General features: G+C 66.7%; 15 protein-coding genes and 3 rRNA genes. All 18 read left to right on the forward strand.

Annotated elements, in window-relative coordinates; genetic code table 11:
- The first annotated feature begins 270 nt into the window (after window positions 1–270).
- The 18 genes from H4W81_RS03020 to rodA all read left to right on the forward strand — a co-directional run bounded on the left by H4W81_RS03020 (window position 271) and on the right by rodA (window position 25,657).
- Complete coding sequence (locus tag H4W81_RS03020; protein WP_192773367.1) at window positions 271–1,137, forward strand: helix-turn-helix domain-containing protein; 867 nt, start codon at window positions 271–273, stop codon at window positions 1,135–1,137.
- 168 nt (window positions 1,138–1,305) lie between these two features.
- Complete coding sequence (tig, locus tag H4W81_RS03025; protein ID WP_192773368.1) at window positions 1,306–2,667, forward strand: trigger factor; 1,362 nt, start codon at window positions 1,306–1,308, stop codon at window positions 2,665–2,667.
- Between the two features lie 243 nt (window positions 2,668–2,910).
- On the forward strand, window positions 2,911–3,543 hold the full coding sequence (locus H4W81_RS03030) for a ClpP family protease (protein ID WP_192773369.1): 633 nt from the start codon (window positions 2,911–2,913) through the stop codon (window positions 3,541–3,543).
- A 12-nt stretch (window positions 3,544–3,555) separates the two neighbouring features.
- Window positions 3,556–4,179 carry an ATP-dependent Clp protease proteolytic subunit gene (locus H4W81_RS03035; protein ID WP_192773370.1) on the forward strand — a complete coding sequence of 208 codons (624 nt, stop codon included), beginning with the start codon at window positions 3,556–3,558 and terminating at the stop codon, window positions 4,177–4,179.
- 174 nt (window positions 4,180–4,353) lie between these two features.
- Complete coding sequence (clpX, locus tag H4W81_RS03040) at window positions 4,354–5,637, forward strand: ATP-dependent Clp protease ATP-binding subunit ClpX (RefSeq protein ID WP_192773371.1); 1,284 nt, start codon at window positions 4,354–4,356, stop codon at window positions 5,635–5,637.
- 496 nt (window positions 5,638–6,133) lie between these two features.
- Complete coding sequence (locus H4W81_RS03045) at window positions 6,134–8,695, forward strand: valine--tRNA ligase (protein WP_192773372.1); 2,562 nt, start codon at window positions 6,134–6,136, stop codon at window positions 8,693–8,695.
- Between the two features lie 531 nt (window positions 8,696–9,226).
- A 16S ribosomal RNA gene (locus tag H4W81_RS03050) occupies window positions 9,227–10,748 on the forward strand.
- Between the two features lie 336 nt (window positions 10,749–11,084).
- Window positions 11,085–14,188 (forward strand): 23S ribosomal RNA (locus tag H4W81_RS03055).
- Between the two features lie 72 nt (window positions 14,189–14,260).
- A 5S ribosomal RNA gene (gene rrf / locus H4W81_RS03060) occupies window positions 14,261–14,377 on the forward strand.
- Together the 16S, 23S and 5S rRNA genes form the textbook arrangement of a ribosomal RNA operon.
- Before the next feature lie 327 nt (window positions 14,378–14,704).
- Window positions 14,705–15,997 carry a bifunctional folylpolyglutamate synthase/dihydrofolate synthase gene (locus tag H4W81_RS03065; RefSeq protein ID WP_192780575.1) on the forward strand — a complete coding sequence of 431 codons (1,293 nt, stop codon included), beginning with the start codon at window positions 14,705–14,707 and terminating at the stop codon, window positions 15,995–15,997.
- Window positions 15,994–16,335 carry a DUF4233 domain-containing protein gene (locus tag H4W81_RS03070; protein ID WP_225958433.1) on the forward strand — a complete coding sequence of 114 codons (342 nt, stop codon included), beginning with the start codon at window positions 15,994–15,996 and terminating at the stop codon, window positions 16,333–16,335. Before H4W81_RS03065 ends, H4W81_RS03070 begins: the two co-directional genes overlap by 4 nt.
- An 11-nt stretch (window positions 16,336–16,346) precedes the next feature.
- Window positions 16,347–18,620 carry a hypothetical protein gene (locus H4W81_RS03075; protein WP_192773373.1) on the forward strand — a complete coding sequence of 758 codons (2,274 nt, stop codon included), beginning with the start codon at window positions 16,347–16,349 and terminating at the stop codon, window positions 18,618–18,620.
- A 100-nt stretch (window positions 18,621–18,720) separates the two neighbouring features.
- Window positions 18,721–19,131 carry a nucleoside-diphosphate kinase gene (gene ndk, locus H4W81_RS03080; protein WP_192773374.1) on the forward strand — a complete coding sequence of 137 codons (411 nt, stop codon included), beginning with the start codon at window positions 18,721–18,723 and terminating at the stop codon, window positions 19,129–19,131.
- A gap of 966 nt (window positions 19,132–20,097) precedes the next feature.
- Window positions 20,098–21,129: a rod shape-determining protein gene (locus tag H4W81_RS03085; protein ID WP_192773375.1), complete on the forward strand. Its 1,032-nt coding sequence runs from the start codon at window positions 20,098–20,100 to the stop codon at window positions 21,127–21,129.
- Window position 21,130: 1 nt separating this feature from the next.
- A complete protein-coding gene (gene mreC, locus H4W81_RS03090) occupies window positions 21,131–22,009 on the forward strand; it encodes a rod shape-determining protein MreC (protein ID WP_192773376.1) in 879 nt (292 codons plus the stop codon).
- Entirely contained in the window at window positions 22,009–22,470 is a 462-nt protein-coding gene (mreD, locus tag H4W81_RS03095; protein WP_225959220.1) for a rod shape-determining protein MreD, read from the forward strand. Before mreC ends, mreD begins: the two co-directional genes overlap by 1 nt.
- A 5-nt stretch (window positions 22,471–22,475) precedes the next feature.
- Entirely contained in the window at window positions 22,476–24,500 is a 2,025-nt protein-coding gene (gene mrdA, locus H4W81_RS03100) for a penicillin-binding protein 2 (protein ID WP_192773378.1), read from the forward strand.
- Window positions 24,497–25,657, forward strand: a complete 1,161-nt coding sequence (gene rodA / locus H4W81_RS03105; RefSeq protein ID WP_192773379.1) for a rod shape-determining protein RodA — start codon at window positions 24,497–24,499, stop codon at window positions 25,655–25,657. Before mrdA ends, rodA begins: the two co-directional genes overlap by 4 nt.
- Window positions 25,658–25,665 lie beyond the last annotated feature (8 nt).

Below are 25,665 nucleotides of genomic sequence, written 5' to 3' on the forward strand. Positions count from 1 at the left end.
GATCTTCAGGCAGGAGGCAGTGCCCTGGGGGTCCTCCACCATCCCGCCAATACCTCCGCAACTCATGAATCGGTGCATATTTCGGCGTTTGTCCCCAATATGCACTAAGCCATCATGGGTCACGACAAGCGACGCTGCAAGACCCAAATGCACGTGCAGTTGCAATGTGCAGCGGCATGCTCGGTTACTGGCAAAGCGGACACACGGCTGAGACCTTGTCACAGAGCCTGGAACTAGTGACACTGTGTGCGGACCGAAGAGGGAGGCATTGTGACGCAGAACCCGCCGGGGTCGGGGCCAACGGCTCTGCGCATCCTCCTGGGCTCCCAACTTCGCCGCCTGAGAGAGTCGCGAGGCGTCACGCGCGAGGAGGCGGGTCACCTCATCAGGGGCTCCGAGTCGAAGATCAGCCGCATGGAGCTCGGCAGGGTCGGCTTCAAGGAGCGCGACGTCGCCGACCTGCTCACCCTGTACGGCGTGTCCGACGACAAGGCTCGCAGAGCGGTGCTCGACCTGGTCGCCACCGCCAACGAGCCCGGCTGGTGGCACCGCTTCAACGACCTGCTGCCCTCCTGGTTCCAGGCCTACGTCGGCCTCGAGGAGGCCGCCACCCGCATCAGGACCTACGAGGTCCAGTTCGTCCCCGGCCTGCTGCAGACCAAGGAGTACGCCAAGGCGGTCATCACGGCGGGATCGGCGGGAGTCAGCCCCGACGAGATCGCCCGCAGGGTGGACCTGCGCCTGGAACGCCAGCGGGTGCTCGACCGTCCCGCTGGACCGGTCCTTTGGGCGGTGATCGACGAGGCCGCGCTGCGCCGCCCCATCGGCGGGGCCGAGGTGATGAAGGCCCAGCTGGAGCACCTGATCGACCTCATGCGCCAGTCCAACATCACGATCCAGGTCATGCCCTTCGACTTCGGCGGGCACAGCGCCGAGGGTGGCGCGTTCAGCATCCTGCGCTTCCCCGACCAGGACCTGCCCGACGTCGTCTACGTCGAGCAATTGGCCAGCGCCCTCTACCTCGACAAGCGCGAGGACGTGGACCGCTACACCGAGGTCATGGAGCGCCTTTGCGCGGTCAGCACCACCCCTGACGAGACGGTCAGCCTGCTCAGCAAGATCAGGGACGAGATCTGAACCTCTCTTCGTCGTGCTTGGGTGCACATCTGCCCTAGACTGGCGTGCGGCGTTGGACATTCGCCGGTGCGAGCATGCCCAACACCGATCATGTGGGCGCGGCGCGTGAGCCGCAGAGATTTTGGACGCGCCCGCGAACACTCAAAGCTTGATCAAGGAGACCACCCCGTGAAGACCGCTGTCGAGGAGCTCAGCCCGACCCGGGTGAAGCTCACCGTCGAAGTGCCGTTCGACGAGCTTGGCCCGAGCATGCAGGCGGCGTACAAGAAGGTCGCGTCGCAGGTGCGCGTCCCCGGCTTCCGCCCCGGCAAGGTCCCGGCCCGCATCATCGAGCAGCGCTTCGGCCGCGCGGTGGTGCTGGAGGAGACCCTCAACGACGCGGTGCCGAAGCTGTACAGCCAGGCCGTCGACGAGGTCGACGTCTTCCCTGTCAGCCAGCCCGACATCGAGGTCACGAAGATCGAGGACGGTGAGCAGATCGAGTTCACCGCCGAGGTCGACATCAGGCCCAACTTCGAGGTGCCCGACTTCTCGGGCATCGAGGTGACCGTCCCGACCGCCGAGGTCACCGACGACGACATCAACGCCCAGCTCGACGCGCTGCGCCAGCGCTTCGCCACGCTGACCGGTGTCGAGCGCCCCGCCACCACCGGCGACTTCGTCGTCATGGACCTGCGCGCCGAGATCGACGGCGTCAACCTCGAGGAGCAGCAGGCCAACGAGGTGTCCTACGAGGTCGGCGCAGGCTCTGTGCTCCAGGGCCTCGACGCCGCTCTCGAGGGCATGTCCGCGGGCGAGGAGAAGACCTTCCGCACCGAGCTCGTCGGTGGTGAGAACGCCGGCGAGGAGGCCGACGTCATCATCACCGTCAAGTCGGTCAAGGAGAAGGTCCTGCCCGAGCTCGACGACGAGTTCGCCCAGCTGGCGAGCGAGTTCGACACGCTCGAGGAGCTCAAGGACAGCATCCGCGAGCAGGCCCGCCGCAACAAGCTGGTCGACCAGGTCGTGCAGTCCCGTGAGAAGGCCCTCGACACACTCCTGGAGCAGATCGAGATCCCGATCCCGGAGAGCGCGCTCAAGGCCGAGCTCGACGCCCGGAAGCACAACCTCGACCACCAGGTGGCCGAGAGCGGCCTGAGCCGCGACGCCTTCTTCCGCCTCTACCAGACGACCGAGGAGGAGCGGCTCGCCGAGTTCGAGGCCAGCTCCGTCAAGGCCATCAAGAGCGGCTTCGTCCTCGACAAGATCGTCAAGGCCGAAGAGCTGGGCGTCAACGAGCAGGAGCTGACCAACTTCGTGGTCCGCCGCGCCATGCAGATGGGCGTCGCGCCCAACACGCTGGCCCAGCACCTGGCCGACAACGACCAGCTCACGCTGGCCATGGTCGAGATCGTCCGCGACAAGGCCAAGACCGTCGTCGGCGACGCCGCCAAGGTCGTCGACGAGGCCGGCAACGAGGTCGACCTCAAGGCCATCTACACCGAGATCAACAGTGCGGAGGGTGGCGAAGAGGCCGCCACCGAGGAGTAGGTCCCAGCTATGCGCCGCGAACCCCCGTCCTGCGCGCAGGACGGGGGTTCGTCGTCTCCGGCCGCGAGCGGGCTCGACACGGGCGCGGGCGGGGCTTGACGGAGCCCGTGCGCGCCGCCGGCGGCTGTTGACCGCCACCTGCGCCGACAGCGAACAGCCCGGGGACCGGGCATGACCTGTGGGCCGTGCGCGTTAAGGTCACAAGCAAAGCCCATCGATTACGACGCATCGGAAGGTGACGCTGTGACCAGCCCGCCGACCTTCTATCAGCCCGAGTCGCGAGGCCGTGAGAACGGCTCAGCCTTCCGGCTTGAGGACCAGCTTTACCAGCGTCTGCTGCGCGAGCGCATCATCGTGCTCGGCACGGACGTCAATGACGAGATCGCGAACCGCATCTGCGCCGAATTGCTGCTGCTGGCCGCCGACGATTCCGAACGTGACATCTACCTGTACATCAACTCGCCCGGCGGGTCCGTGACCGCGGGCATGGCGATTTACGACATGATGGAATACGTGCCGAACAACGTGGCCACGGTCGCGATGGGTCTGGCGGCGTCCATGGGGCAGTTCCTGCTCTGCGCCGGCGCGCCGGGCAAGCGCTACGCGCTGCCCCACGCGCGTATCATGATGCACCAGCCCTCGGGTGGCATTGGCGGCACCGCCGCCGACATCGCCATCCAGGCGGAGCAGATGCTCTACGTGAAGAAGACGCTCGCCGAGCGGATCGCCTTCCACACCGGTCAGCAGCTCGAGCAGATCGAGGCCGACTCAGACCGCGACCGCTGGTTCACCGCCGATGAGGCCAAGGACTACGGCTTCATCGACCATGTCGTGCGCAGTGCGCGCCAGGTGTCCTCTCAGGGCGCCGTTTCCTAAGGGGGAGCTGAAGTGAACATCGAGAGCCGCTACGTTCTCCCCTCCTTCGTCGAGCGCACGTCTTACGGCGTGAAGGAGATGAACCCGTACAACAAGCTCTTCGAGGACCGCATCATCTTCCTCGGAGTGCAGATCGACGACGCGTCGGCCAACGACGTCATGGCGCAGTTGCTGACGCTCGAGTCGCTCGACCCCGACCGCGACATCAGCATCTACATCAACTCGCCCGGCGGGTCGTTCACGGCCATGACGGCGATCTACGACACGATGCAGTTCGTCAGGCCGGAGATCCAGACGGTCTGCCTCGGCCAGGCCGCCTCCGCCGCGGCCGTGCTGCTGTCAGGCGGCACGCCCGGCAAGCGCTTCGCTCTGCCCAACGCCAGGGTTCTGATCCACCAGCCCTCCACCGAGGGTGGCGGTCAGGGGAGCGACATCGAGATCCAGGCTCGGGAGATCCTTCGCATGCGCGCCCTCCTTGAGGAGATCATCGCGAAGCACTCGGGCAAGCCCGCGGCAGAAGTTCGCAAGGACATCGAACGCGACAAAATTCTCAACGCCGATGAGGCCAAGGCGTATGGTCTGATCGACGACATCATCCCGGTCAGGAAGAAGCGAGCTCAGGCCGTCGCTTCCTGATCGAACGCGACGCACCGGAGCGCTGCCCAATTGGGCACGTTCCGGTGCGACTCGCCGCCAGGGGGCTCACTGAGGGCCCAGAAGACGGTAACGTCGAAACCTGAGCGGTTCGGACCGGGTCCGGAGGATACGGATCGCGGGAGCAGGGCGGTCCCACGCAAAGGAGTATCTGGGGTGGCACGCATCGGCGACGGGGGAGACCTGCTGAAGTGCTCTTTCTGCGGGAAGAGCCAGAAGCAAGTCAAGAAGCTCATCGCCGGTCCCGGCGTCTACATCTGCGATGAGTGCATCGATCTCTGCAACGAGATCATCGAAGAGGAGCTCTCCGAGTCCTCCGAGCTCAAGTGGGACAACCTGCCGAAGCCGAGGGAGATCTACGAGTTCCTCGACGCCTACGTCATCGGCCAGGACGCGGCCAAGAAGGCGCTCTCGGTGGCGGTCTACAACCACTACAAGCGGGTGCAGTCGGGCGACCGTGGCAGGGACGACGGCCTCGAACTGGGCAAGTCCAACATCCTGCTGCTCGGTCCCACGGGATCCGGCAAGACGCTGCTGGCGCAGACGCTGGCCAAGATGCTCAACGTTCCTTTCGCCATCGCGGACGCGACGGCGCTCACCGAGGCCGGCTACGTCGGCGAGGACGTCGAGAACATTCTTCTCAAGCTGATCCAGGCCGCTGACTACGACGTCAAGAAGGCCGAGACCGGCATCATCTACATCGACGAGGTCGACAAGATCGCTCGCAAGAGCGAGAACCCGTCGATCACCCGCGACGTCTCGGGCGAAGGCGTCCAGCAGGCGCTGCTGAAGATCCTGGAAGGCACGACGGCCTCGGTGCCGCCGCAGGGCGGGCGCAAGCACCCGCACCAGGAGTTCATCCAGATCGACACCACCAACGTGCTGTTCATCTGCGGTGGCGCGTTCGCCGGTCTCGAGAAGATCATCGAGTCGCGCATCGGCAAGAAGGGCATCGGCTTCAACGCCATCATCCGGTCGAAGGAGGAGATCGACTCCTCCGACATCTTCAGCGACGTGATGCCCGAAGACCTGCTCAAGTTCGGCATGATCCCCGAGTTCGTCGGCCGTCTGCCGATCATCACCTCGGTGCACAACCTCAACCGCGAGGCGCTCATCCAGATCCTCACCGAGCCCCGTAACGCGCTGGTGAAGCAGTACCGCAAGCTGTTCGAGCTCGACGGCGTGGAGCTGGAGTTCACCGACGACGCACTCGAGGCCATCGCCGACCAGGCGATCCTGCGCGGCACGGGCGCCCGTGGCCTGCGGGCCATCCTGGAGGAGGTGCTCCTGTCGGTGATGTACGAGGTGCCCTCCAGGGAGGACGTCGCCCGCGTGGTCATCACCCGCGGCTCGGTGCTGGAGCACGCGATCCCCACGCTGGTCCCGCGCGACCAGCTGGCGGCCAAGCAGCAGCGCACACCGCGCGAGAAGTCGGCCTGATCCAGGGCTCTCGACGGGCGGCTCTCCTTCGTGGAGAGCCGCCCGTCCTCGTTGTGCGCGCGGCCTTCCTGGAGTACGGCCTTCCTGGAGTGCGGCTTCCCGGGACGCGGGGTTTGCGGTGCGGCTCTCTTGAGCGTGCGGCTTTGGAGGGGGCGACTCTTCTGGGCGTGCGGCTTTCCGGGGTGCCGATCTTCTGGGCGTGCGGCTTTCCGGGGCGCGGCTCTCCGGCGTGCGGCTTTCCGAGGGGGAATTTTTCCAGGGGCGCGGCTTTTCTGGGGGCGCGGCTTTTTCCGGAGTTGCGGCCTTTCTGGGGGTACGGCATGGCGGGGCCGAGGCCACCGTGGTCACCGGTGACCGTCCGTCCATCACGCGTACTCCAGCGGGACTACGGCCGGGCCGGCCGACGTCGGGCCGTCCTCGGCAACGGGCCGGCAGGGGGTCACGGTGGGGTTTCTTCGGCGGTAGCCGTACAGGAGGCCCCCTAGAATGGACTGCTGTGAACACGGAGCTGCCCACCCAATACACGCCCGCCGACGTCGAGACCCAGAGCTACGAGCGATGGGTATCAGGCGGATACTTCGGCGCGGACCCGGGCAGCGAACGCGAGCCGTACTCCCTCGTGCTGCCGCCGCCCAACGTGACGGGCGTGCTCCACATCGGCCACGCGCTCGATCACTCCATCCAGGACGCGCTGAGCCGCAGGGCCCGCATGCGCGGCATGGAGACGCTCTGGCTGCCCGGCATGGACCACGCCGGCATCGCGACGCAGAACGTCGTCGAGCGCGAGCTGGGCAAGGAGGGCCTGTCCCGCCACGACCTCGGCCGTGAGGCGTTCATCGACCGCGTCTGGCAGTGGAAGCACGAGTCGGGCGGCAGGATCCTCGGTCAGATGAAGCGGCTCGGCGACGGCGTCGACTGGTCGCGTGAGCGCTTCACGATGGACGAGGGGCTCTCGCGTGCCGTCCAGACGATCTTCAAGCGGCTCTTCGACGACGGGCTGATCTACCGGGCCGAGCGCATCATCAACTGGTGCCCTCGCTGCCTCACCGCGCTGTCCGACATCGAGGTCGAGCACAGCGAGGACGAGGGCGAGCTCGTCTCGATCCGCTACTCCGACGAGATCGTGGTCGCCACGACGCGTCCCGAGACGATGCTCGGCGACACCGCCGTGGCCGTCCACCCGAATGACGAGCGCTACGCGCACCTGGTCGGCACCACGGTCGAGCTGCCGCTGACCGGCCGCAGGATTCCGATCATCGCCGACGAGCACGTCGACCCGGCCTTCGGCACCGGCTGCGTGAAGGTGACCCCCGCGCACGACCCCAACGACTTCGAGATTGGCCGGCGGCACTCGCTGCCGTCCCTCACCGTCATGGACGAGCGCGGTGTCATCACCGCGCACGGCCCCTACCAGGGGCTCGACCGTTTCGAGGCCAGGCCCGCCGTGGTCGCCGCGCTGCGCGAGCAGGGCCTGATCGTCGCGGAGAAGCGCCCCTACCTGCACGCCGTCGGCCACTGCTCGCGCTGCAAGACCGTCGTCGAGCCGCGCCTGTCGCTGCAGTGGTTCGTCAACGTCTCGCCGCTGGCCAAGGCCGCGGGCGACGCCGTCCGCGACGGCCGCACCCGCATCCACCCGCCGGAGCTGGCCAAGCGCTACTTCGACTGGGTCGACGACATGCACGACTGGTGCATCTCGCGGCAGCTGTGGTGGGGGCACCGGATCCCCGTCTGGTACGGCCCCGCCGGCGAGGTCGTCTGCCTCGGCCCCGACGAGACGGCGCCCGAGGGCTACGTCCAGGACCCCGACGTGCTCGACACCTGGTTCTCCTCGGCCCTGTGGCCGTTCTCGACGCTGGGCTGGCCGGAGCAGACGCCGGAGCTGGCGCGGTTCTACCCGACCTCCGTGCTGGTGACCGGCTACGACATCCTCTTCTTCTGGGTCGCCAGGATGATGATGTTCGGTCTGTACGCCATGGACGGCCAGCCGCCGTTCCGCACAGTCGCCCTGCACGGCATGGTCCGCGACCAGTTCGGCAAGAAGATGTCGAAGTCGTTCGGCAACGTGGTCGACCCGCTCGACTGGATCGACCGCTACGGCGCCGACGCCACCCGCTTCACGCTGCTGCGCGGCGCGAACCCCGGTTCCGACGTGGCGGTCAGTGAAGACTGGGCGGCCGGCTCGCGCAACTTCTGCAACAAGATCTGGAACGCCACCCGCTTCGCGCTGATGAACGGCGCCACGGTGGGCGAACTGCCCGCGTCGCTGACGGCGGCCGACCGCTGGATCCTCTCGCGGCTCCAGACGGTCATCACCGAGGCCGACGCGGCGTTCGAGGAGTTCGAGTTCGCCAAGGCCTCCGACCTGCTCTACCACTTCGCGTGGGACGAGGTCTGCGACTGGTACCTGGAGCTGGCCAAGGTCCAGCTCTCGCAGGGCCTCGACCACACCCGCCTGGTGCTAGGGCACGTGCTCGACGCACTGCTGCGCCTGCTGCACCCGCTGGTGCCGTTCGTCACCGAGGAGCTGTGGCGCGCGGTGACCGGCCGCGAGTCCGTCGTCGTGTCCTCGTGGCCGGTGGCCGACCCCCGCTACGCCGATCCCGCCGCCGAGGCGGAGATCCTCGCGGTGCAGGAGCTGGTGACCGAGATCCGCCGCTTCCGCTCCGACCAGGGCCTCAAGCCCGGGCAGAAGGTGGCGGCCAGGCTGTCTCTGTCAGGTACGGCGCTCGCGGAGCACGAGGCGGCGATCAGGTCGTTGCTGCGGCTGCAGGAGCCGTCCGGGTCTTTCGTGCCGACGGCTTCGCTGCTCGTGGCCGGGGTGAACGTCGAGCTCGACACGGCGGGCGCCATCGACGTCGCCGCCGAGCGCAAGCGCCTGGAGAAGGACCTGGCCGTGGCGCGGAAGGAGGCCGCGCAGGTGGCGGCGAAGCTGGGCAACGAGCAGTTCATGGCCAAGGCGCCGGACGACGTGGTGGCCAAGGTCAGGGCGAGGGCCGAGTCCTCCGCGGCTGACATCGCCCGCCTCGAAGGGCAGCTGGCGGCCCTGCCCACGGGCTGATCGGCGGGAACCGAACCAGTGAGGGCCCGGAGTCGTTTGGCGACTCCGGGCCCTCGCTGTGTTTGGGCAACGCGAACCGGGGGAAGACCTATTTGTTACCGAAGTTGGACCTTGTGGGCGCGGACGACTGCTACAGTTTTCAAGGCAGGGCAGCGATCCACAGCGGCTTCGGGACGAAGCTCGCACAGGGACCGCTAGGCTCTGACCCATCCTCTAAGTCACTCCCGATCTTCGGGCTCGCGTCCATGCGATTGGACAAGGTCCGAATGATGGAGTAAGTTACGAGGGTTGCCCCGGAGACGGGGGATCAAGATTTTAGCTGGATTTGACCGGTTTGACACCAAATCGGGCGAGATGCTAAGATTGAGGCATAACGAAGCGAGCGCCACCGGGTGGGTGACGGTGAACGCGTCCGTTTCTTGAGAACTCAACAGTGTGTTAAAAGCCAGTGCATGATGCACAACCCCGTCCATTGGACGGATTCCTTTGGTTGGAACATTCATGTTTCAGCCGGGAGAAATTCTCAAACATTGTTTGGAGAGTTTGATCCTGGCTCAGGACGAACGCTGGCGGCGTGCTTAACACATGCAAGTCGAGCGGAAAGGCCCTTCGGGGTACTCGAGCGGCGAACGGGTGAGTAACACGTGAGCAACCTGCCCCTGACTCTGGGATAAGCCCGGGAAACTGGGTCTAATACCGGATACGACACGCTCTCGCATGGGATGCGTGTGGAAAGTTTTTTCGGTTGGGGATGGGCTCGCGGCCTATCAGCTTGTTGGTGGGGTAGTGGCCTACCAAGGCGACGACGGGTAGCCGGCCTGAGAGGGCGACCGGCCACACTGGGACTGAGACACGGCCCAGACTCCTACGGGAGGCAGCAGTGGGGAATATTGCGCAATGGGCGAAAGCCTGACGCAGCGACGCCGCGTGGGGGATGACGGCCTTCGGGTTGTAAACCTCTTTCAGCAGGGACGAAGTTGACGTGTACCTGCAGAAGAAGCGCCGGCTAACTACGTGCCAGCAGCCGCGGTAATACGTAGGGCGCAAGCGTTGTCCGGAATTATTGGGCGTAAAGAGCTCGTAGGTGGCTTGTCGCGTCTGCCGTGAAAGCTCGCAGCTTAACTGCGGGTCTGCGGTGGATACGGGCTGGCTAGAGGTAGGTAGGGGAGAACGGAATTCCTGGTGTAGCGGTGAAATGCGCAGATATCAGGAGGAACACCGGTGGCGAAGGCGGTTCTCTGGGCCTTACCTGACGCTGAGGAGCGAAAGCGTGGGGAGCGAACAGGATTAGATACCCTGGTAGTCCACGCTGTAAACGTTGGGCGCTAGGTGTGGGGGTCTTCCACGATCTCCGTGCCGGAGCTAACGCATTAAGCGCCCCGCCTGGGGAGTACGGCCGCAAGGCTAAAACTCAAAGGAATTGACGGGGGCCCGCACAAGCGGCGGAGCATGTTGCTTAATTCGACGCAACGCGAAGAACCTTACCAAGGCTTGACATCGCCCGGAAAGCTGCAGAGATGTGGCCCTCTTCGGACTGGGTGACAGGTGGTGCATGGCTGTCGTCAGCTCGTGTCGTGAGATGTTGGGTTAAGTCCCGCAACGAGCGCAACCCTTGCTCCATGTTGCCAGCACGCCCTTCGGGGTGGTGGGGACTCATGGGGGACTGCCGGGGTCAACTCGGAGGAAGGTGGGGATGACGTCAAGTCATCATGCCCCTTATGTCTTGGGCTGCAAACATGCTACAATGGCCGGTACAGAGGGTTGCGATACCGCGAGGTGGAGCGAATCCCTAAAAGCCGGTCTCAGTTCGGATTGGGGTCTGCAACTCGACCCCATGAAGTCGGAGTCGCTAGTAATCGCAGATCAGCAACGCTGCGGTGAATACGTTCCCGGGCCTTGTACACACCGCCCGTCACGTCACGAAAGTCGGCAACACCCGAAGCCCGTGGCCCAACCAGCTTGCTGGGGGGAGCGGTCGAAGGTGGGGCTGGCGATTGGGACGAAGTCGTAACAAGGTAGCCGTACCGGAAGGTGCGGCTGGATCACCTCCTTTCTAAGGAGCACCGACTGATCCTAGATCGGTCTACGTCGAGGTCATCAGCGAACGTCTGATGCTCGACAGCTCATTAGTGGAGCACTGGCTACTCAACCAGGTCTGGTTGCCTGCGGTTCAGTACCGCCCTCGCGAGAGGGAGTGGGAACGGTCGTGAGGGGCTGGGACTGGTTGGACACACTGTTGGGTCCTGAGGAAACGGGCCCTGCAGCCTTGCGAGGTTGCGGGTCTTGCTTCTTCTGGAGCACAGGACCAGCGAAGGATCGCCGTTGCGCGGTTTGGAGCTGGTTGCTGTTTGTTGTTTGAGATTTGCATAGTGGACGCGAGCATCTTTGTGGCCAAGTTTTTTAGGGCACACGGTGGATGCCTTGGCATCAGGAGCCGATGAAGGACGTGGGAGGCTGCGTTAAGCCTCGGGGAGTCGCCAACCAGACGTTGATCCGGGGATGTCCGAATGGGGAAACCTAGCACCAGTCATGTGGTGTTGCCTCCGCCTGAATGTATAGGGCGGTTGGTGGTAACGCGGGGAAGTGAAACATCTCAGTACCCGTAGGAAGAGAAAACAACAGTGATTCCGTGAGTAGTGGTGAGCGAAAGCGGATCAGGCTAAACCGTTTGCGTGTGATAGCCGGCAGGCGTTGCGCAAGCGGGGTCGTGGGACCTTTCTGAAGGAGCTGCCGCTTCTTCGAGGAGTAAGAAATCCTTCCGATAGTTGAAGCCTCTGGGAAGGGGCGCCGTAGACCGTGAGAGCCGGGTAGACGAAATCGGATGGACTCCTGAAGGGGATCCCAAGTAGCACGGGGCCCGAGAAATCCTGTGTGAATCTGCCAGGACCACCTGGTAAGCCTAAATACTCCCTGATGACCGATAGTGCACTAGTACCGTGAGGGAAAGGTGAAAAGTGCCCCGGTGAGGGGTCGTGAAATAGTACCTGAAACCGTGTGCCTACAAGCCGTAGGAGCTTAGTCGTCTTCGGACGGCTGTGATGTGACTGCGTGCCTTTTGAAGAATGAGCCTGCGAGTTATGGTGTGTGGCGAGGTTAACCCGTGTGGGGGAGCCGTAGCGAAAGCGAGTCTGAATAGGGCGTTTGAGTCGCATGCTGTAGACCCGAAGCGGAGTGATCTACGCATGGGCAGGTTGAAGCGAGGGTAAGACCTCGTGGAGGACCGAACCCACCAGGGTTGAAAACCTGGGGGATGACCTGTGTGTAGGGGTGAAAGGCCAATCAAACTCCGTGATAGCTGGTTCTCCCCGAAATGCATTTAGGTGCAGCGTCACGTGTTTCTTGCCGGAGGTAGAGCACTGGATGGCCGATGGGCCCGACAAGGTTACTGACGTCAGCCAAACTCCGAATGCCGGTAAGTGAGAGCGTGGCAGTGAGACTGCGGGGGATAAGCTCCGTAGTCGAGAGGGAAACAGCCCAGATCACCGACTAAGGCCCCTAAGCGTGTGCTAAGTGGGAAAGGATGTGGAGTCGCAGAGACAACCAGGAGGTTGGCTTAGAAGCAGCCATCCTTGAAAGAGTGCGTAATAGCTCACTGGTCAAGTGATTCCGCGCCGACAATGTAGCGGGGCTCAAGTACACCGCCGAAGTCGTGGCATTGACCCCCTTGCGGGGTTGATGGGTAGGGGAGCGTCGTGCAGCCGGCGAAGCAGCAGAGTGATCTAGTTGTGGAGGCTGTGCGAGTGAGAATGCAGGCATGAGTAGCGAATGCAGGGTGAGAAACCCTGCCGCCGGATGACCAAGGGTTCCTGGGCCAGGCTAATCCGCCCAGGGTAAGTCGGGACCTAAGGCGAGGCCGACAGGCGTAGTCGATGGACAACGGGTTGATATTCCCGTACCCGCTTTAACGCGCCCATATCGAACCTCGTGATGCTAAGAGTCCTTAGCTCGGGCACGCCCTTCGGGGCAGCCGTCAGAGTGAACGCTCGATCCGATCGGGTAGTAGGTAAGCGATGGGGTGACGCAGGAAGGTAGTCCAACCCAGGCGATGGTTGTTCCTGGGGTAAGCATGTAGGGAGTGTCGTAGGCAAATCCGCGACACACGTATCCTGAGATGTGATGCCGAGCCGATTGTGGCGAAGTGGATGATCCTATGCTGCCGAGAAAAGCCTCTAGCGAGTGTTGTGGCGGCCCGTACCCTAAACCGACTCAGGTGGTCAGGTAGAGAATACCAAGGCGATCGGGTGAACTGTGGTTAAGGAACTCGGCAAATTGCCCCCGTAACTTCGGGAGAAGGGGGACCTCTGCTGGTGATGAAACTAGCTTTCTGAGCTGGTGGGGGTCGCAGTGGCCAGGGGGAAGCGACTGTTTACTAAAAACACAGGTCCGTGCGAAGTCGTAAGACGATGTATACGGACTGACGCCTGCCCGGTGCCGGAACGTTAAGGGGACCGCTTAGCCACGCAAGTGGCGAAGGTGAGAACTTAAGCGCCGGTAAACGGCGGTGGTAACTATAACCATCCTAAGGTAGCGAAATTCCTTGTCGGGTAAGTTCCGACCTGCACGAATGGCGTAACGACTTCCCCGCTGTCTCAACCGCAGACCCGGCGAAATTGCACTACGAGTAAAGATGCTCGTTACGCGCAGCAGGACGGAAAGACCCCGGGACCTTCACTACAGCTTGACATTGGCGTTTGGAGCGTCTTGTGTAGGATAGGTGGGAGACTGTGAAGCTCGGACGCTAGTTCGGGTGGAGTCATTGGTGAAATACCACTCTGGTCGTTTTGAACGTCTAACTCTGGTCCGTGATCCGGATCGGGGACAGTGTCTGGTGGGTAGTTTAACTGGGGCGGTTGCCTCCTAAAGAGTAACGGAGGCGCCCAAAGGTTCCCTCAGCCTGGTTGGCAATCAGGTGTCGAGTGTAAGTGCACAAGGGAGCTTGACTGTGAGACTGACGGGTCGAGCAGGAGCGAAAGCTGGGACTAGTGATCCGGCGGTGGCATGTGGAAGCGCCGTCGCTCAACGGCTAAAAGGTACCCCGGGGATAACAGGCTGATCTTCCCCAAGAGTCCATATCGACGGGATGGTTTGGCACCTCGATGTCGGCTCGTCGCATCCTGGGGCTGGAGTAGGTCCCAAGGGTTGGGCTGTTCGCCCATTAAAGCGGTACGCGAGCTGGGTTTAGAACGTCGCGAGACAGTTCGGTCCCTATCCGCTGCGCGCGCAGGAGACTTGAAAGGGGCTGTCCCTAGTACGAGAGGACCGGGACGGACGAACCTCTGGTGTGCCAGTTGTACCGCCAGGTGCACGGCTGGTTGGCTACGTTCGGAAGGGATAACCGCTGAAAGCATCTAAGCGGGAAGCTCGCCTTGAGATGAGGTCTCCCACCACGAGAGTGGGTAAGGCTCCCGGTAGACGACCGGGTTGATAGGCCGGAGGTGGAAGCACGGTAACGTGTGGAGCTGACCGGTACTAATAGGCCGAGGACTTGACCACAAAGCATCTTGCTCGCGTCCACTACGCAATTCTGAGACAGCAAACACTGTGTGTTTGTGTGTTTCGCAGGGTTGCGGCGGTTATAGCGCAGGGGAAACACCCGGTTACATTCCGAACCCGGAAGTTAAGCTCTGCAGCGCCGATGGTACTGCACTCGGGAGGGTGTGGGAGAGTAGGTCGCCGCCGCGCAATCTTTACATTATGGGAGTTGGGGTTCCACCGTCTGGTGGGGCCCCTTTTCTCGTTGTCGGGGGGTTCCGCCGTGTGGGCGGGCGTCACCGGTCGCCCCCTACACGACACCCCGCGACTCCGGCGCCCCAGATGACAACCCACCTCCGTTATGTCATCCCTGCGCCCAGTGAGCGGTCGCCGATCTCCGCGTCGACGGGTGGGCCGGCTCGTGGGGTTGGCGTGGTCGACAGGTGAGCGGTGGGGTGGCGTTGGCGGGGTGGAAGGGCCTGCCGTACGAGCGGATAGGCTTGTCACGTGGATTATCGTGCGGTCGAGCGGGCCATCATGGAACGCGGCGTCGAGTGGGACTTCGAGCCGACGCTGGACAGAATCGTGGCCCTTCTGGACCTGCTCGGCTCCCCCCAGCAGTCCTACCCCGTCGTGCACATCGCCGGCACCAACGGCAAGACGAGCACCGCGCGGCTGACCGAGGTGCTGCTCAGGGAGCGCAACCTGCGTGTGGGGCGGTTCACGAGCCCGCACCTGGTCTCCATGCGCGAACGCATCGTCGTGGACGGCGAGCCGCTGAGCGAGGAGCGGTTCGCGGCGGCGTACGAGGAGATCGCTCCCTACGTCGAGCTGACCGACACCCAGGGCCGTCGCATCCAGTTCTTCGAGCTGCTGACGGCCATGGCCTACGCCGTGTTCGCGGACACGCCGGTCGACGTCGCGGTGATCGAGACGGGCATGGGCGGCAGCTGGGACGCCACGAACGTCGTGGAGTCGGCGGTCTCGGTCATCACGCCGATCTCGCTGGACCACACCGACAGGCTCGGGCCCGACATCCCCACGATCGCGGGGGAGAAGGCGGGCATCATCAAGGCGGGTTCCACCACGATCTTCGCCCAGCAGGATCTGGAAGCCGCCGAGGTGCTCATGCGCAGGGCGGTCGAGGTGGGGGCCGTCGTGGCGCGTGAAGGGCTCGAGTTCGGCGTTCTGAGCCGCGAGGTGGCGCTGGGCGGCCAGCTGCTCACCCTGCGCGGCCTCAAGGGCGTCTACGAGGACGTCTACCTCCCCCTGTACGGCGCGCACCAGGCGAGCAACGCCGTGTGCGCGCTGGCGGCCGTGGAAGCCCTCACGGGCGGCGACGACCCGCTCGACATCGAGCTCGTACGGCAGGCCTTCGCCCAGGCGTCCTCTCCGGGACGTCTCGAAGTGGTCCGCACGAGTCCCACGGTCATCGTCGACGCCGCGCACAACCCCGGCGGCATGGAGGCCACGCTCGACGGGCTCCAAGAGTCCTTCGACTTCGCCAAGGTGATCGGCGTCGTCGCCGTCATGGCCGACAAGGACGTCAGCGCGCTCCTCGAACTCCTCGAGCCGATGCTGGAGGAGATCGTGGTCACCCGCAACTCGTCGCCCAGGTCGATGCCGGTGGAGGAGCTGGCGGAGCTGGCCGAGGGCGTGTTCGGCGAAGACCGCGTCCACGCGGTGGACCGGCTCGACGACGCCATCGACAGGGCCATCGGCATCGCCGACGCGGCGGGCGAGTTCAGCGGCACCGGCGTGCTCATCGCCGGCTCCGTGGTCACCGCGGGCGACGCCCGCCTGCTGCTGAAGGCGGACGACAGGGCATGAACTTCGAGGTGACCCCCGGCATGCGCAGGCTCGGCTCGAGTGTGCTCGGCATGCAGGCGATCGTGGTGGCGCTGATCACCCCGGTGGCCATCAAGATCCAGGGCGTCCCTGTGCCTGTGGCGGTCACGGTGGGCATCGGCCTGGCCGTGCTCTGCGTCGTCGCCGCGGGCCTGCTCAAACGCCCTGTCGGCTACCTCTTGGGCAGCCTGGTGCAGGTGCTGGCCATCGCCACGGGCTTCCTCGTCCCCATGATGTTCTTCCTCGGCGCGATCTTCGCGGCACTGTGGATCACGGCGATATTCGTCGCTCGCCGTGTCGAGGGCGTGACTTCCCGCTAAAGTCGGCGAACATGGCCGTCCCCCCTATCGAGCGGTCCCAGGCCGTCGGCCTCGCCGGACCCCTCCCGGGCACCAGGTACTCCTGGCTGCTCGACCTCGTACTCGGGCTCCTGATCGTCGCGGCGCTGCCCTTGGCGATCCTCGCGATCCCCAACACCGTGTCCCTCGTCGCGGGCCTGCTGCCCACCGACATGGACCGGCTCGGCCTCATCAGGGCGCACGGGCTCGCCCTGCCCGCGATGATGCTGACCGTGCCGCTCGCGGCCGTGCTCGTACAGCGGATGAAGGCGGCGCCGATCCTGCTGGTGGGCCTGGCCGTCCTCGCGGCGGCCGACGCGGCGGGCGGATTCGCGGGCTCCGCGCTCGTCGTGGGCGTGCTGCGGGTCGTCCACGGCGTGGGCGCCGGCCTGCTGATCCCCGCGCTGCTGATGGCGGCGTGGGAGCGGGCGCCCCTGCTGCGGGCGCTCTGGACGGGCATGCTCGCCGTCAGCCTTCTCGCTGCCCAGGCGCTGGCCCTGTGGCCGCTCGACAACGCGCGCGACTGGCGGATCACGCTGCAGCCGTACCCACTGCTGAGCGGGATCGCGCTCGGACTGGCCGCGATCTACCTCGCTCTCAGCGTCGCGGTGGGTGCGATGAGCACCCCGGGCCCGCGGGCGATCGAACGCAGCAGGCTCACGTTGACCGCCGTGCCCGCCGCGGGGCTCGCCGTTCTCGCCATCGGCACCACGTTCGGGTGGCCGCCCGCGCTGGTCGTCCTCGCGGCGCTGTTCTCGATCGCGGCGCTGCTGACGCTGGCCTCGATCGGCACGTTCGAGGGTCCGGCGGGGCGCACGCTGTCGTACGCGATGCTCGCCGTCGGCGTGGTCGTGCTGCCCACGGCCGCCCAGGTCACGTACATGGAGCTGGGCGGGGTCGGCGGGCCCGGGCTCAACGGGCTGTGGCTGCCGTTCGCGGTCTGCGCGGTGGCGGGAGCGGGAGCCGCGCTGGTCGTCGGGCTGCTCGACAGCGCCTCGATGCAGCGGCTCTCGCGGGCGGGCCTCGTCACGGTCGTGCTGGGGTTGTGCACGGTGCGGCTCATGGTGCCGGCCAGCGAGGGCCTCACGCTGATGGTGCCGTTCGTCCTGCTGGCCGTGGGCGCGGCGGTGGCGCTCACCGCGGCGCTGCGGATGACGGGGCCGGGCGCCGCTCTCTATGGGCTGTCGCTGTGCTTCCCCGGCGTGCTGGCCGGATACCTGCTGGGCACCGGCGTGCAGATGGTGCTCCTGGGCCGGCCGCAGTCGGCGCAGCAGCTGGTCGACAGGTTCGTGGGGGCGCTGCATCTGTGGGTGCTGATCGGCGGGTTCCTGGTGGTGGCCGTGATCATGCTGGCGGCGCTGCTGGGACGGCGTGCGGGCGCACGGGCTGCCACCGCGACGGAGTCGGGCGCCCCCGAGACGTTCTCGGTGGAGGAGAAGCCGCAGGCTGAGGGCTCCGATGTCCTGCTGGTGTCCGGCGAGGAGGCGGCGGGGCGCGGGCCGTACGAGAGGATGTCCCCGCCGGAGGGCACGGGGCCCGACGACCAGAAGGGCGGCGCGGACCGCTCCGGGGCTGCGGACCCGACACAGGCGACGGCAGGCTCGGACGGCCGGGCGGACGACGCGGTGATCGGGTCTGATGGGCAGTCGGACGATTCGGACGGGCGGGCGGACGATGCGGTGGCCGGGTCTGATGGGCGGCGGGCCCGTTCTGACGGCGGAGCAGACGATGAGGCGGGCGGGCCTGAGGGGCGCCCAGGCGGCGCCGGCGGGTCTGAGAACCGGTCAGGCGGCGTTGGCAGGGCTCAGCGAAGGTCAGGCGGGGCGGCGGGCGATGACGGGCCCACTGACCCGTTCGGGCTGGCCGGAGGGTCTGGTGGGGCACTCGGCGGCGCGGTAGAGGACGCTCCCACGGGAGAGGTTCCGCGCGTGCCCGCCTCGCGCGTCCGGCCATCGCCTGGCGCGATCCCACCCCAGGCCGCTGCTCGGGATCGCCTTTCTGGTGGCACGCAGGGTGAAGGGGCCCGTGACGGCGGCGCGGCACGAGGCCCCGTCGATGGAGGGTCGCCGGGCCGGTCCGACGGCAGCCGTGGGTCCAGCGGGTCGTCGTCTGACGGGTCCTCGTCCGACGGGTTTCCGTCCGACGGGTCCGCAGGCGATGGGTCCTCGGTCGAGGGGGATGGGGCCGAGCGTCCGGAGGAGGGGACGGGGCCGATGCCGGTCGTTCCGCCGCCCGCGCAGTCGCCCGAAGACTCCGAGCCCGACTAGGTGAACGCCGCCGAGCACGGGGAATGCGCGAGAGGGCGGTAAGCTTCGCGCGTTCGCCGCATTTTGCGACCAAGACATCCAGTTCAAAGGAGAACCACCAGTGTCCGAGCGCACTCTTGTCCTGATCAAGCCCGACGGGGTGAAGCGCGGCCTCATCGGTGACGTGATCGCTCGTATCGAGCGCAAGGGCCTCAAGATCGCGGCCATGGAGCTGCGCCACCTCGACGCCGAGACCGCCAAGGTCCACTACGCCGAGCACTCCGAGCGGCCGTTCTTCGGCGAGCTGGTGGAGTTCATCACCTCCGCGCCGCTGGTGGCGCTGGTGGTCGAGGGCCCGCGCGCGATCGAGGCCTTCCGCTCGCTGGCCGGTCTGACGGACCCGGTGAAGTCGGCTCCCGGCACGATCCGCGGCGACCACGCGCTGGAGATCGGCGAGAACGTCGTCCACGGCTCCGACTCGCCCGAGTCCGCCGCGCGCGAGATCAAGATCTTCTTCCCGGACCGCTTCTGACGGTCCCCTCCGCGCCGGCCCCGCTTTCTGTGGGGTCGGCGTTTTTTGTTTTGTACGGCAAGCCCGGCTCGAGCGCCGACGCCCGTCACCGGCTGAGGTCTGTCCAGGGGACGCTCCTCGGGATCCGCCGGCCGGGCGCCGCCACGGACCACGCCAAATCGGCCCCACGCCGAACCGGTCACACCCGCCCAAGCCGGTCCCGCGGAGAAGGTCCCATAGCTTCGGACCACGGGTGATCGCGCCCCTCATGCCTCTCCAGGTCCGCTGCTGCCTTGGGCCTCTCCCCAAGTGGAGGGGCTGAGGGTCTGGGACTCATGAGAGGGCGGCTGAGGGCGGTCGCAGGTGTGCGAGGAGGACGCGGGGTGTAAGGGGTTCGGAGAGAGTGGGCGGGCTCGTGGAGTGTCGGGGCTGAGGGCGGTCGTGGGGCTGCGAGAGAGTGGGTTGAGCCACGGGTCCTGGAGCGGGCGGGTTGAGGGGTTTCAGGGTTCGGGAGACGGCGGGTTGAAAGACGCGGGTGTCCCGAGACGGCGGGTTGAAAGACGCGGGTGTCCCGAGACGGCGGGTTGAAAGACGCGGGTGTCCCGAGACGGCGGGTTGAAAGACGCGGGTGTCCCGAGACGGCGGGTTGAAAGACGCGGGTGTCCCGGAGCGGGCGGGTCGAAGGGCGCGGGGGCCGTAGTGGGCGGGCTGAGGGTTCGGGGGTCTCCTCCGGGGTTCTGAGGGAGGGGTTCGGGGTGGGTTTTGGGTGGGGATTAAGGTCTTCGATTGCTGGATGACCTTGCTCGTATGCGATCCCCTTCCCCCACCCCCCGCCTGGGGTTTTGTGGGCAAACTGGTGGTGGGGAAGAGGCGGCAACTTTTTGGTGGGGCTCGGGGCTCATTGCGCTCGCAGATGGGTACGTCACGTTACGATTCGAATGCGATCCGTAATTATTCGCGAACGACGTTACGGAAGGCTCGTTCCCCATGGGCAGCAAGCTCGCCTTTCTCGGCCGCGACATGGCGGTCGACCTCGGCACCGCCAACACGTTGGTATACGTGCGTGGCCGCGGAATCGTGCTCAACGAGCCGTCCGTCGTCGCGATCAACACCACCACGGGCAAGATCGTGGCGGTGGGGATCGAGGCCAAGCGCATGATCGGCCGCACGCCGGGCAACATCGTCGCCGTGCGACCACTCAAAGACGGGGTGATCGCCGACTTCGACGTCACCGAACGCATGTTGCGCTACTTCATCCAGCGCGTCCACAAACGCCGTCACTTCGCCAAGCCGCGCATCATCATCGCCGTGCCCAGTGGCATCACCGGCGTCGAGCAGCGCGCGGTGAAGGAGGCCGGCTACCAGGCGGGGGCGCGCAAGGTCTACATCATCGAGGAGCCCATGGCTGCCGCGATCGGCGCCGGGCTGCCCGTGCACGAGCCGACCGGCAACATGGTCGTCGACATCGGCGGCGGCACCACCGAGGTGGCGATCATCTCGATGGGCGGCGTGGTGACCAGCCAGTCGATCAGAGTCGGCGGCGACGAGCTCGATCAGGCGGTGATCACCTTCGCCAAGAAGGAGCACTCCCTGATGCTCGGCGAGCGAACCGCCGAGGAGATCAAGATGGCGATCGGCTCCGCCCGTCCCTCCGACGACGAGTTCCACGCCGAGATCCGCGGGCGCGACCTGGTGAGCGGGTTGCCGAAGACGATCGTGGTGTCCGCCGCGGAGATCAGGAAGGCGATCGAGGAGCAGGTCAACTCCATCGTCGACGCGGTGAAGACCACGCTCGACAAGTGCCCGCCCGAGCTGTCGGGTGACCTCATGGACCGCGGCATCGCCCTGACCGGCGGCGGCGCGCTGCTCAAGGGGCTCGACGAGCGGCTGCGAGACGAGACGGGCATGCCGGTCCACCTGGTGGAGAACCCTCTCGACTCGGTCGCGCTCGGCTCGGGCAAGTGCGTGGAGGAGTTCGAGGACCTCAGCTCCGTGCTCGTCCCGGAACCGCGTCACTGAGATGAGGGACACGCGCCGGGCCCGGCTCATTCTCGGCCTGCTGCTCACCGTCGCTCTGGTCGTCCTGACCGTCGACCACCGCACGGGGCAGAGTTCGCCGCTGGGACCCGTGCGCGGGGCGGGGGCGTCGCTGTTCGGCACGGCCGAGCAGGTCGTCACCGGCATCACGCGTCCTGTGGGTGAGTTCGTCAGCGCCGTCGCCGGCTCCCTCGGCGCGCAGCGCAGGATCGAGGAGCTGGAGGCGCAGAACGCGAAGCTCCGCGCCGACCTGGCGACAGGCACCCTCGACAAGGCCCGCTCGGCCGAGCTGCGCAGGCTGCTCGGTAGCTCGCAACGCGGTGGCTTCACGGTCGTCACCGGCAGCGTGATCGCCCGCAGGGGCCATCCGGGGTTCGAGGACGCGGTCGAGATCGACGCCGGCACCGACGACGGGGTGCGGCCCGAGATGACCGTCCTCAACGCCGACGGCCTGGTCGGCAGGGTGGTGCAGGCCTCGTCCAGGACGTCGACCGTGGTGCTGCTGAGCGACCCCGCCTCCTCGGCGGGCGCGCGGCTGGAGAGAGGCAACGAGATCGGCGTGATCAACGGCGTGGGCGAGTACGGCAGGCTGGTGCGCTTCCGGCTGCTCGACTCGACCGCGCAGCTCACGCCCGGCACCCGCATCGTCAGCTTCGGCTCGCAGCGCGGCGTGCCGTACGTGCCGGGGGTGCCGATCGGCGTGATCGAGCGGGTGGAGGCGACGCCGGGGGAGCTGACCCGCATCGCCTACGTGCGCCCCTTCGCCGACCTCAGCGCGCTCGACGTGGTGGGCGTCGTGGTGTCCGTGCCCCAGCGCGACCCGCGTGACGCGGTGCTGCCCATCAAGGACGGCAAGCGGTGATGGCCGTGCTCGCGGTGATCGCCGCCCTGCTGCTCCAGCTGACCGTCGTCAACAGGCTGTCGCTGCCCGCGGGCGGCGTGCCCGACCTGGTGCTGCTGGTCCTGATCGGGGTGGCGCTGTCCAGGGGGCCCGCCGCGGGAGCGGTGATCGGGTTCAGCGCGGGCGTCCTGGTCGACCTGACGCCGCCGACGGCGCACGTGCTCGGGCAGTACGCCTTCGTCTACGCCCTGATCGGCTACCTGGCCGGGCGCGGGATCGGCGGGCCGGTCTGGACCGTCGTGCTCTGCGTGCTGGCGGCTCCGCTGCTGGCCGCCGGGGTGGCCTGGCTGATCGCCGATCCGCGAGTCTCGAGCCCGGCGCTCGCGCTGACGCTGCCCGTCACCACGGTCTACTCCCTGCTGCTGGCGCCCGTGGTCGTCTGGCTGGTGGCGGGGGACAGGGCGCGGGGGGTCCTGGCGTGATCCGCATGCGCACGCGGCTCGTCGTGCTCCACGTGCTGGTCATCACGATGCTCGTGGTGCTGTCCGTACGGCTGTGGCAGGTCCAGATGATGCGCGGCGCCGAGTTCGTCAGCGCCGCGACCGAGACCAGGACGAGAGCCGTCGTCGTGCCCGCCGTGCGCGGGCAGATCCTCGACGCCTCGGGCCGGCCGCTGGTGCGCAACAGGACCGCGCTGGTGGTGTCGGTGGACAGGACCGAGCTCATCAGGATGAAGGACGGCGGCGCGGCCGTGCTCAAGCGGCTGTCGGAGGTGCTCGGCAGCCCGGTCAAGCTGCTGGTGCGGCGTCTCACGCCGTGCGGTCCGAAGGTGACCAGGCCGTGCTGGCCGGGCTCGCCGTACCAGCCGATCCCGATCGACCTGAAGGCCACCACGCGCGAGGCGCTGCAGATCCTGGAGCGCCAGGAGGAGTTCCCCGGCGTGACGGCCGAGGTGCAGGCCGTACGGGAGTACCCGGGAGGGAAGGCCGGCGCGCAGATGCTCGGCTACCTCCAGCCGGTCACCCAGGACGAGCTGAACAGACGCGCGGGCCTGAAGGCCGCCTTCTCCGGTGTCGACCTGGTCGGCCGTGACGGCCTGGAGGCGATCTACGACCACTACCTGCGCGGGACGCCGGGGCTGCGGCGGGTGCAGGTCGACAGGATGGGCAAGGCGCTCGGCGTGGAGCAGCAGGTGGCGCCGATCCCCGGCGACACGCTGATCACCAGTATCGACGCGCGGGTGCAGAAAATCGTGGAGAAGGCCGTGGACGGGGCGATGAAGAAGGCCCCGAAGGCCGACGGCGCCGCGGGCGTCGTGCTCGACGCGCGCACCGGCAGGGTGGTGGCGCTGGCCAGCGCGCCCGGCTACGACCCCGCCATCTGGACAGGGGGCATCTCCGAGAACGAGTACCAGCGCCTGCTGTCGGAGCGCGCGGGCAAGCCGCTGATCTCGCGGGCCATCAAGGGGGAGTTCGCGCCGGGCTCGACGTTCAAGGTGTCGTCGGTGTCGGCGATGCTGCGCGCGGGATATCCGCTGAAGGGCACCTACAGCTGTCCCGGCTCCTTCATGGTCGGCAGCCGGTCGTTCAGCAACTTCCGCGGCATCGGGCTGGGCTCGCTGACGCTGCACACCGCCCTGGTGAGGTCGTGTGACACGATCTTCTACAAGGCCGCCTACGAGCAGTGGCTCAAGGACGGCGGCCTGCGGCCGAAGACGCCGCCGAAGGAGCGCTTCGCCAACATGGCCAGGGCCTTCGGGTTCGGCCGTCCGACGGGCATCGACCTGCCGGGCGAGTCGCCAGGGCGCATCCCCGACCGCACGTGGAAGAAGAACCTGTGGGCGGCCACGAGCGCCGACAACTGCCGCAGGGCGCGCACCGGCTACCCGGAGGTCGCCGACAAGTCTCGAGCCGCCTTCCTCAAGCGGCTGGCCTACGAGAACTGCCTGGAGGGCTACCTGCTGCGTCCGGGTGACGCGGCCAACTTCTCCATCGGGCAGGGCGACGTGCTGGTCACGCCGCTGCAGCTGGCCACCGCCTACATGGCGCTGGTCAGCGACGGCAGGCTGCGCAGCCCCAGGATCGGATGGGCGCTGGTACGGCCGGGCGGCAAGGTGGTCAAGCACATCGACGTCCCCGTCACGGGGAAGCTGCCGCTGAGCCCGCACGAGCGGGCCTACATCAAGAACGCCCTCAGCCAGGTGGCCTCCGACGGCACCGCGGCGGGCGCGTTCTCGGGGTTCCCGATGAACAAGGTGAAGGTCGGCGGCAAGACCGGCACCGCCGAGGTGTGGGGCAAGGCGGACACCTCCTGGTTCGCCTCGTTCGCGCCGACCGCCAGGCCGCGGTTCGTCGTCGTGGTGATGGTGTCGCAGGGCGGCATGGGCGGGTCCACGGCGGCGCCCGCCGTGCGGGAGATCTACGAGGGCATCTACGGCCTCAAGGGCAAGCCGCCCGCGATGCCCGACACCAAGCTGCCGACGATCAGGAGTGACGGCACGGTGGCGCGATGACGGACCGCACGCTCCTCGCCCGCCGTCCCTTCACCACTCGCGCGGTGGGCGCGCACTCGGCCATGGGGCGTCTCGACTGGGTGATGCTGGTGGCCGTCGCCGCGCTGTGCGTGATCGGCGCGCTGCTGGTGTGGTCCTCGACCCGCACCTGGGCGGCCGGGTCCACGGGTCTGGTCAAGAAGCACATGCTCAACCTGGCGATCGGCGCGGTCCTGTGCGGGCTGGCGTCGATGGTCGACCACCGGCTGCTGCGGGCCTGGGCGCCGCTGGTGTACCTGGTGACGCTGGTCGGGCTGGTGCTGGTGGTGACGCCCGTCGGCACCACCGTCAACGGGTCGCACTCGTGGATCATGCTGGGTGGCGGGTTCGCCATCCAGCCGTCGGAGTTCGCCAAGCTCGGCCTGGTGGTGATCCTGCCCATGCTGCTGGCCCAGCCGGCGGAGGGCACCGACCGGCCGCGCGGGCTCGACGTGGTGCTCTGTCTGCTGGCGGCGGTGGTGACCATGGGCCTGGTCATGCTGCAGCCCGACCTCGGCACCACGCTGGTGCTGGCGGTGATCACCGCGGGCGCGCTCGTCATCGGCGGCGTGCGGAAGCGGTGGATCGTGCTGCTGGCCTTCGCCGTGGTGGCCGCCGGGGCGCTGGTGTGGCTGCTCGACCTGCTGGAGCCGTACCAGGTCGCCCGGTTCACCGCCTTCCTCGATCCCAGCGTCGACCCCCGAGGGGTCGGCTACAACAGCACGCAGTCGCTCATCGCGATCGGCTCCGGCGAGCTGTTCGGCAAGGGGCTGTTCGAGGGCGGCCAGACGACCGGCAGGTTCGTCCCCGAGCAGCACACCGACTTCATCTTCACGGTGGCGGGCGAGGAGTTCGGCTATCTCGGCTCCGTCACGCTCGTGGCGCTGCTCGGCGTGGTGCTGCTGCGCGGGCTGCACATCGCCAGGCAGTGCGACGACCGCTTCGGCGCGCTGGTGGCGGGCACGATCGTGTGCTGGCTGGCCTTCCAGACGTTCGTGAACATCGGGATGACGGTCGGGATCATGCCGATCACCGGGCTGCCGCTGCCGTTCGTCTCCTACGGCGGCACCTCCACCTTCGCCAACCTGATGGCCGTCGGGCTGCTGCAGGCGATCCGGATCAGGGAGCAGTCCTTCTAACACCGACT

Source organism: Nonomuraea africana (assembly GCF_014873535.1).
GTDB lineage: Bacteria > Actinomycetota > Actinomycetes > Streptosporangiales > Streptosporangiaceae > Nonomuraea > Nonomuraea africana.

What these genes read in the sequence shown, in the direction of transcription:
- H4W81_RS03075 (WP_192773373.1), top strand. Translation starts at nt 16,347, where the DNA reads ATGGCCGTCCCCCCTATCGAGCGGTCCCAGGCCGTCGGCCTCGCCGGA.
- H4W81_RS03065 (WP_192780575.1), top strand. Translation starts at nt 14,705, where the DNA reads ATGGAACGCGGCGTCGAGTGGGACTTCGAGCCGACGCTGGACAGAATC.
- H4W81_RS03070 (WP_225958433.1), top strand. Translation starts at nt 15,994, where the DNA reads ATGAACTTCGAGGTGACCCCCGGCATGCGCAGGCTCGGCTCGAGTGTG.
- rodA (WP_192773379.1), top strand. Translation starts at nt 24,497, where the DNA reads ATGACGGACCGCACGCTCCTCGCCCGCCGTCCCTTCACCACTCGCGCG.
- mreD (WP_225959220.1), top strand. Translation starts at nt 22,009, where the DNA reads ATGGCCGTGCTCGCGGTGATCGCCGCCCTGCTGCTCCAGCTGACCGTC.
- mreC (WP_192773376.1), top strand. Translation starts at nt 21,131, where the DNA reads ATGAGGGACACGCGCCGGGCCCGGCTCATTCTCGGCCTGCTGCTCACC.
- mrdA (WP_192773378.1), top strand. Translation starts at nt 22,476, where the DNA reads ATGCGCACGCGGCTCGTCGTGCTCCACGTGCTGGTCATCACGATGCTC.
- H4W81_RS03085 (WP_192773375.1), top strand. Translation starts at nt 20,098, where the DNA reads ATGGGCAGCAAGCTCGCCTTTCTCGGCCGCGACATGGCGGTCGACCTC.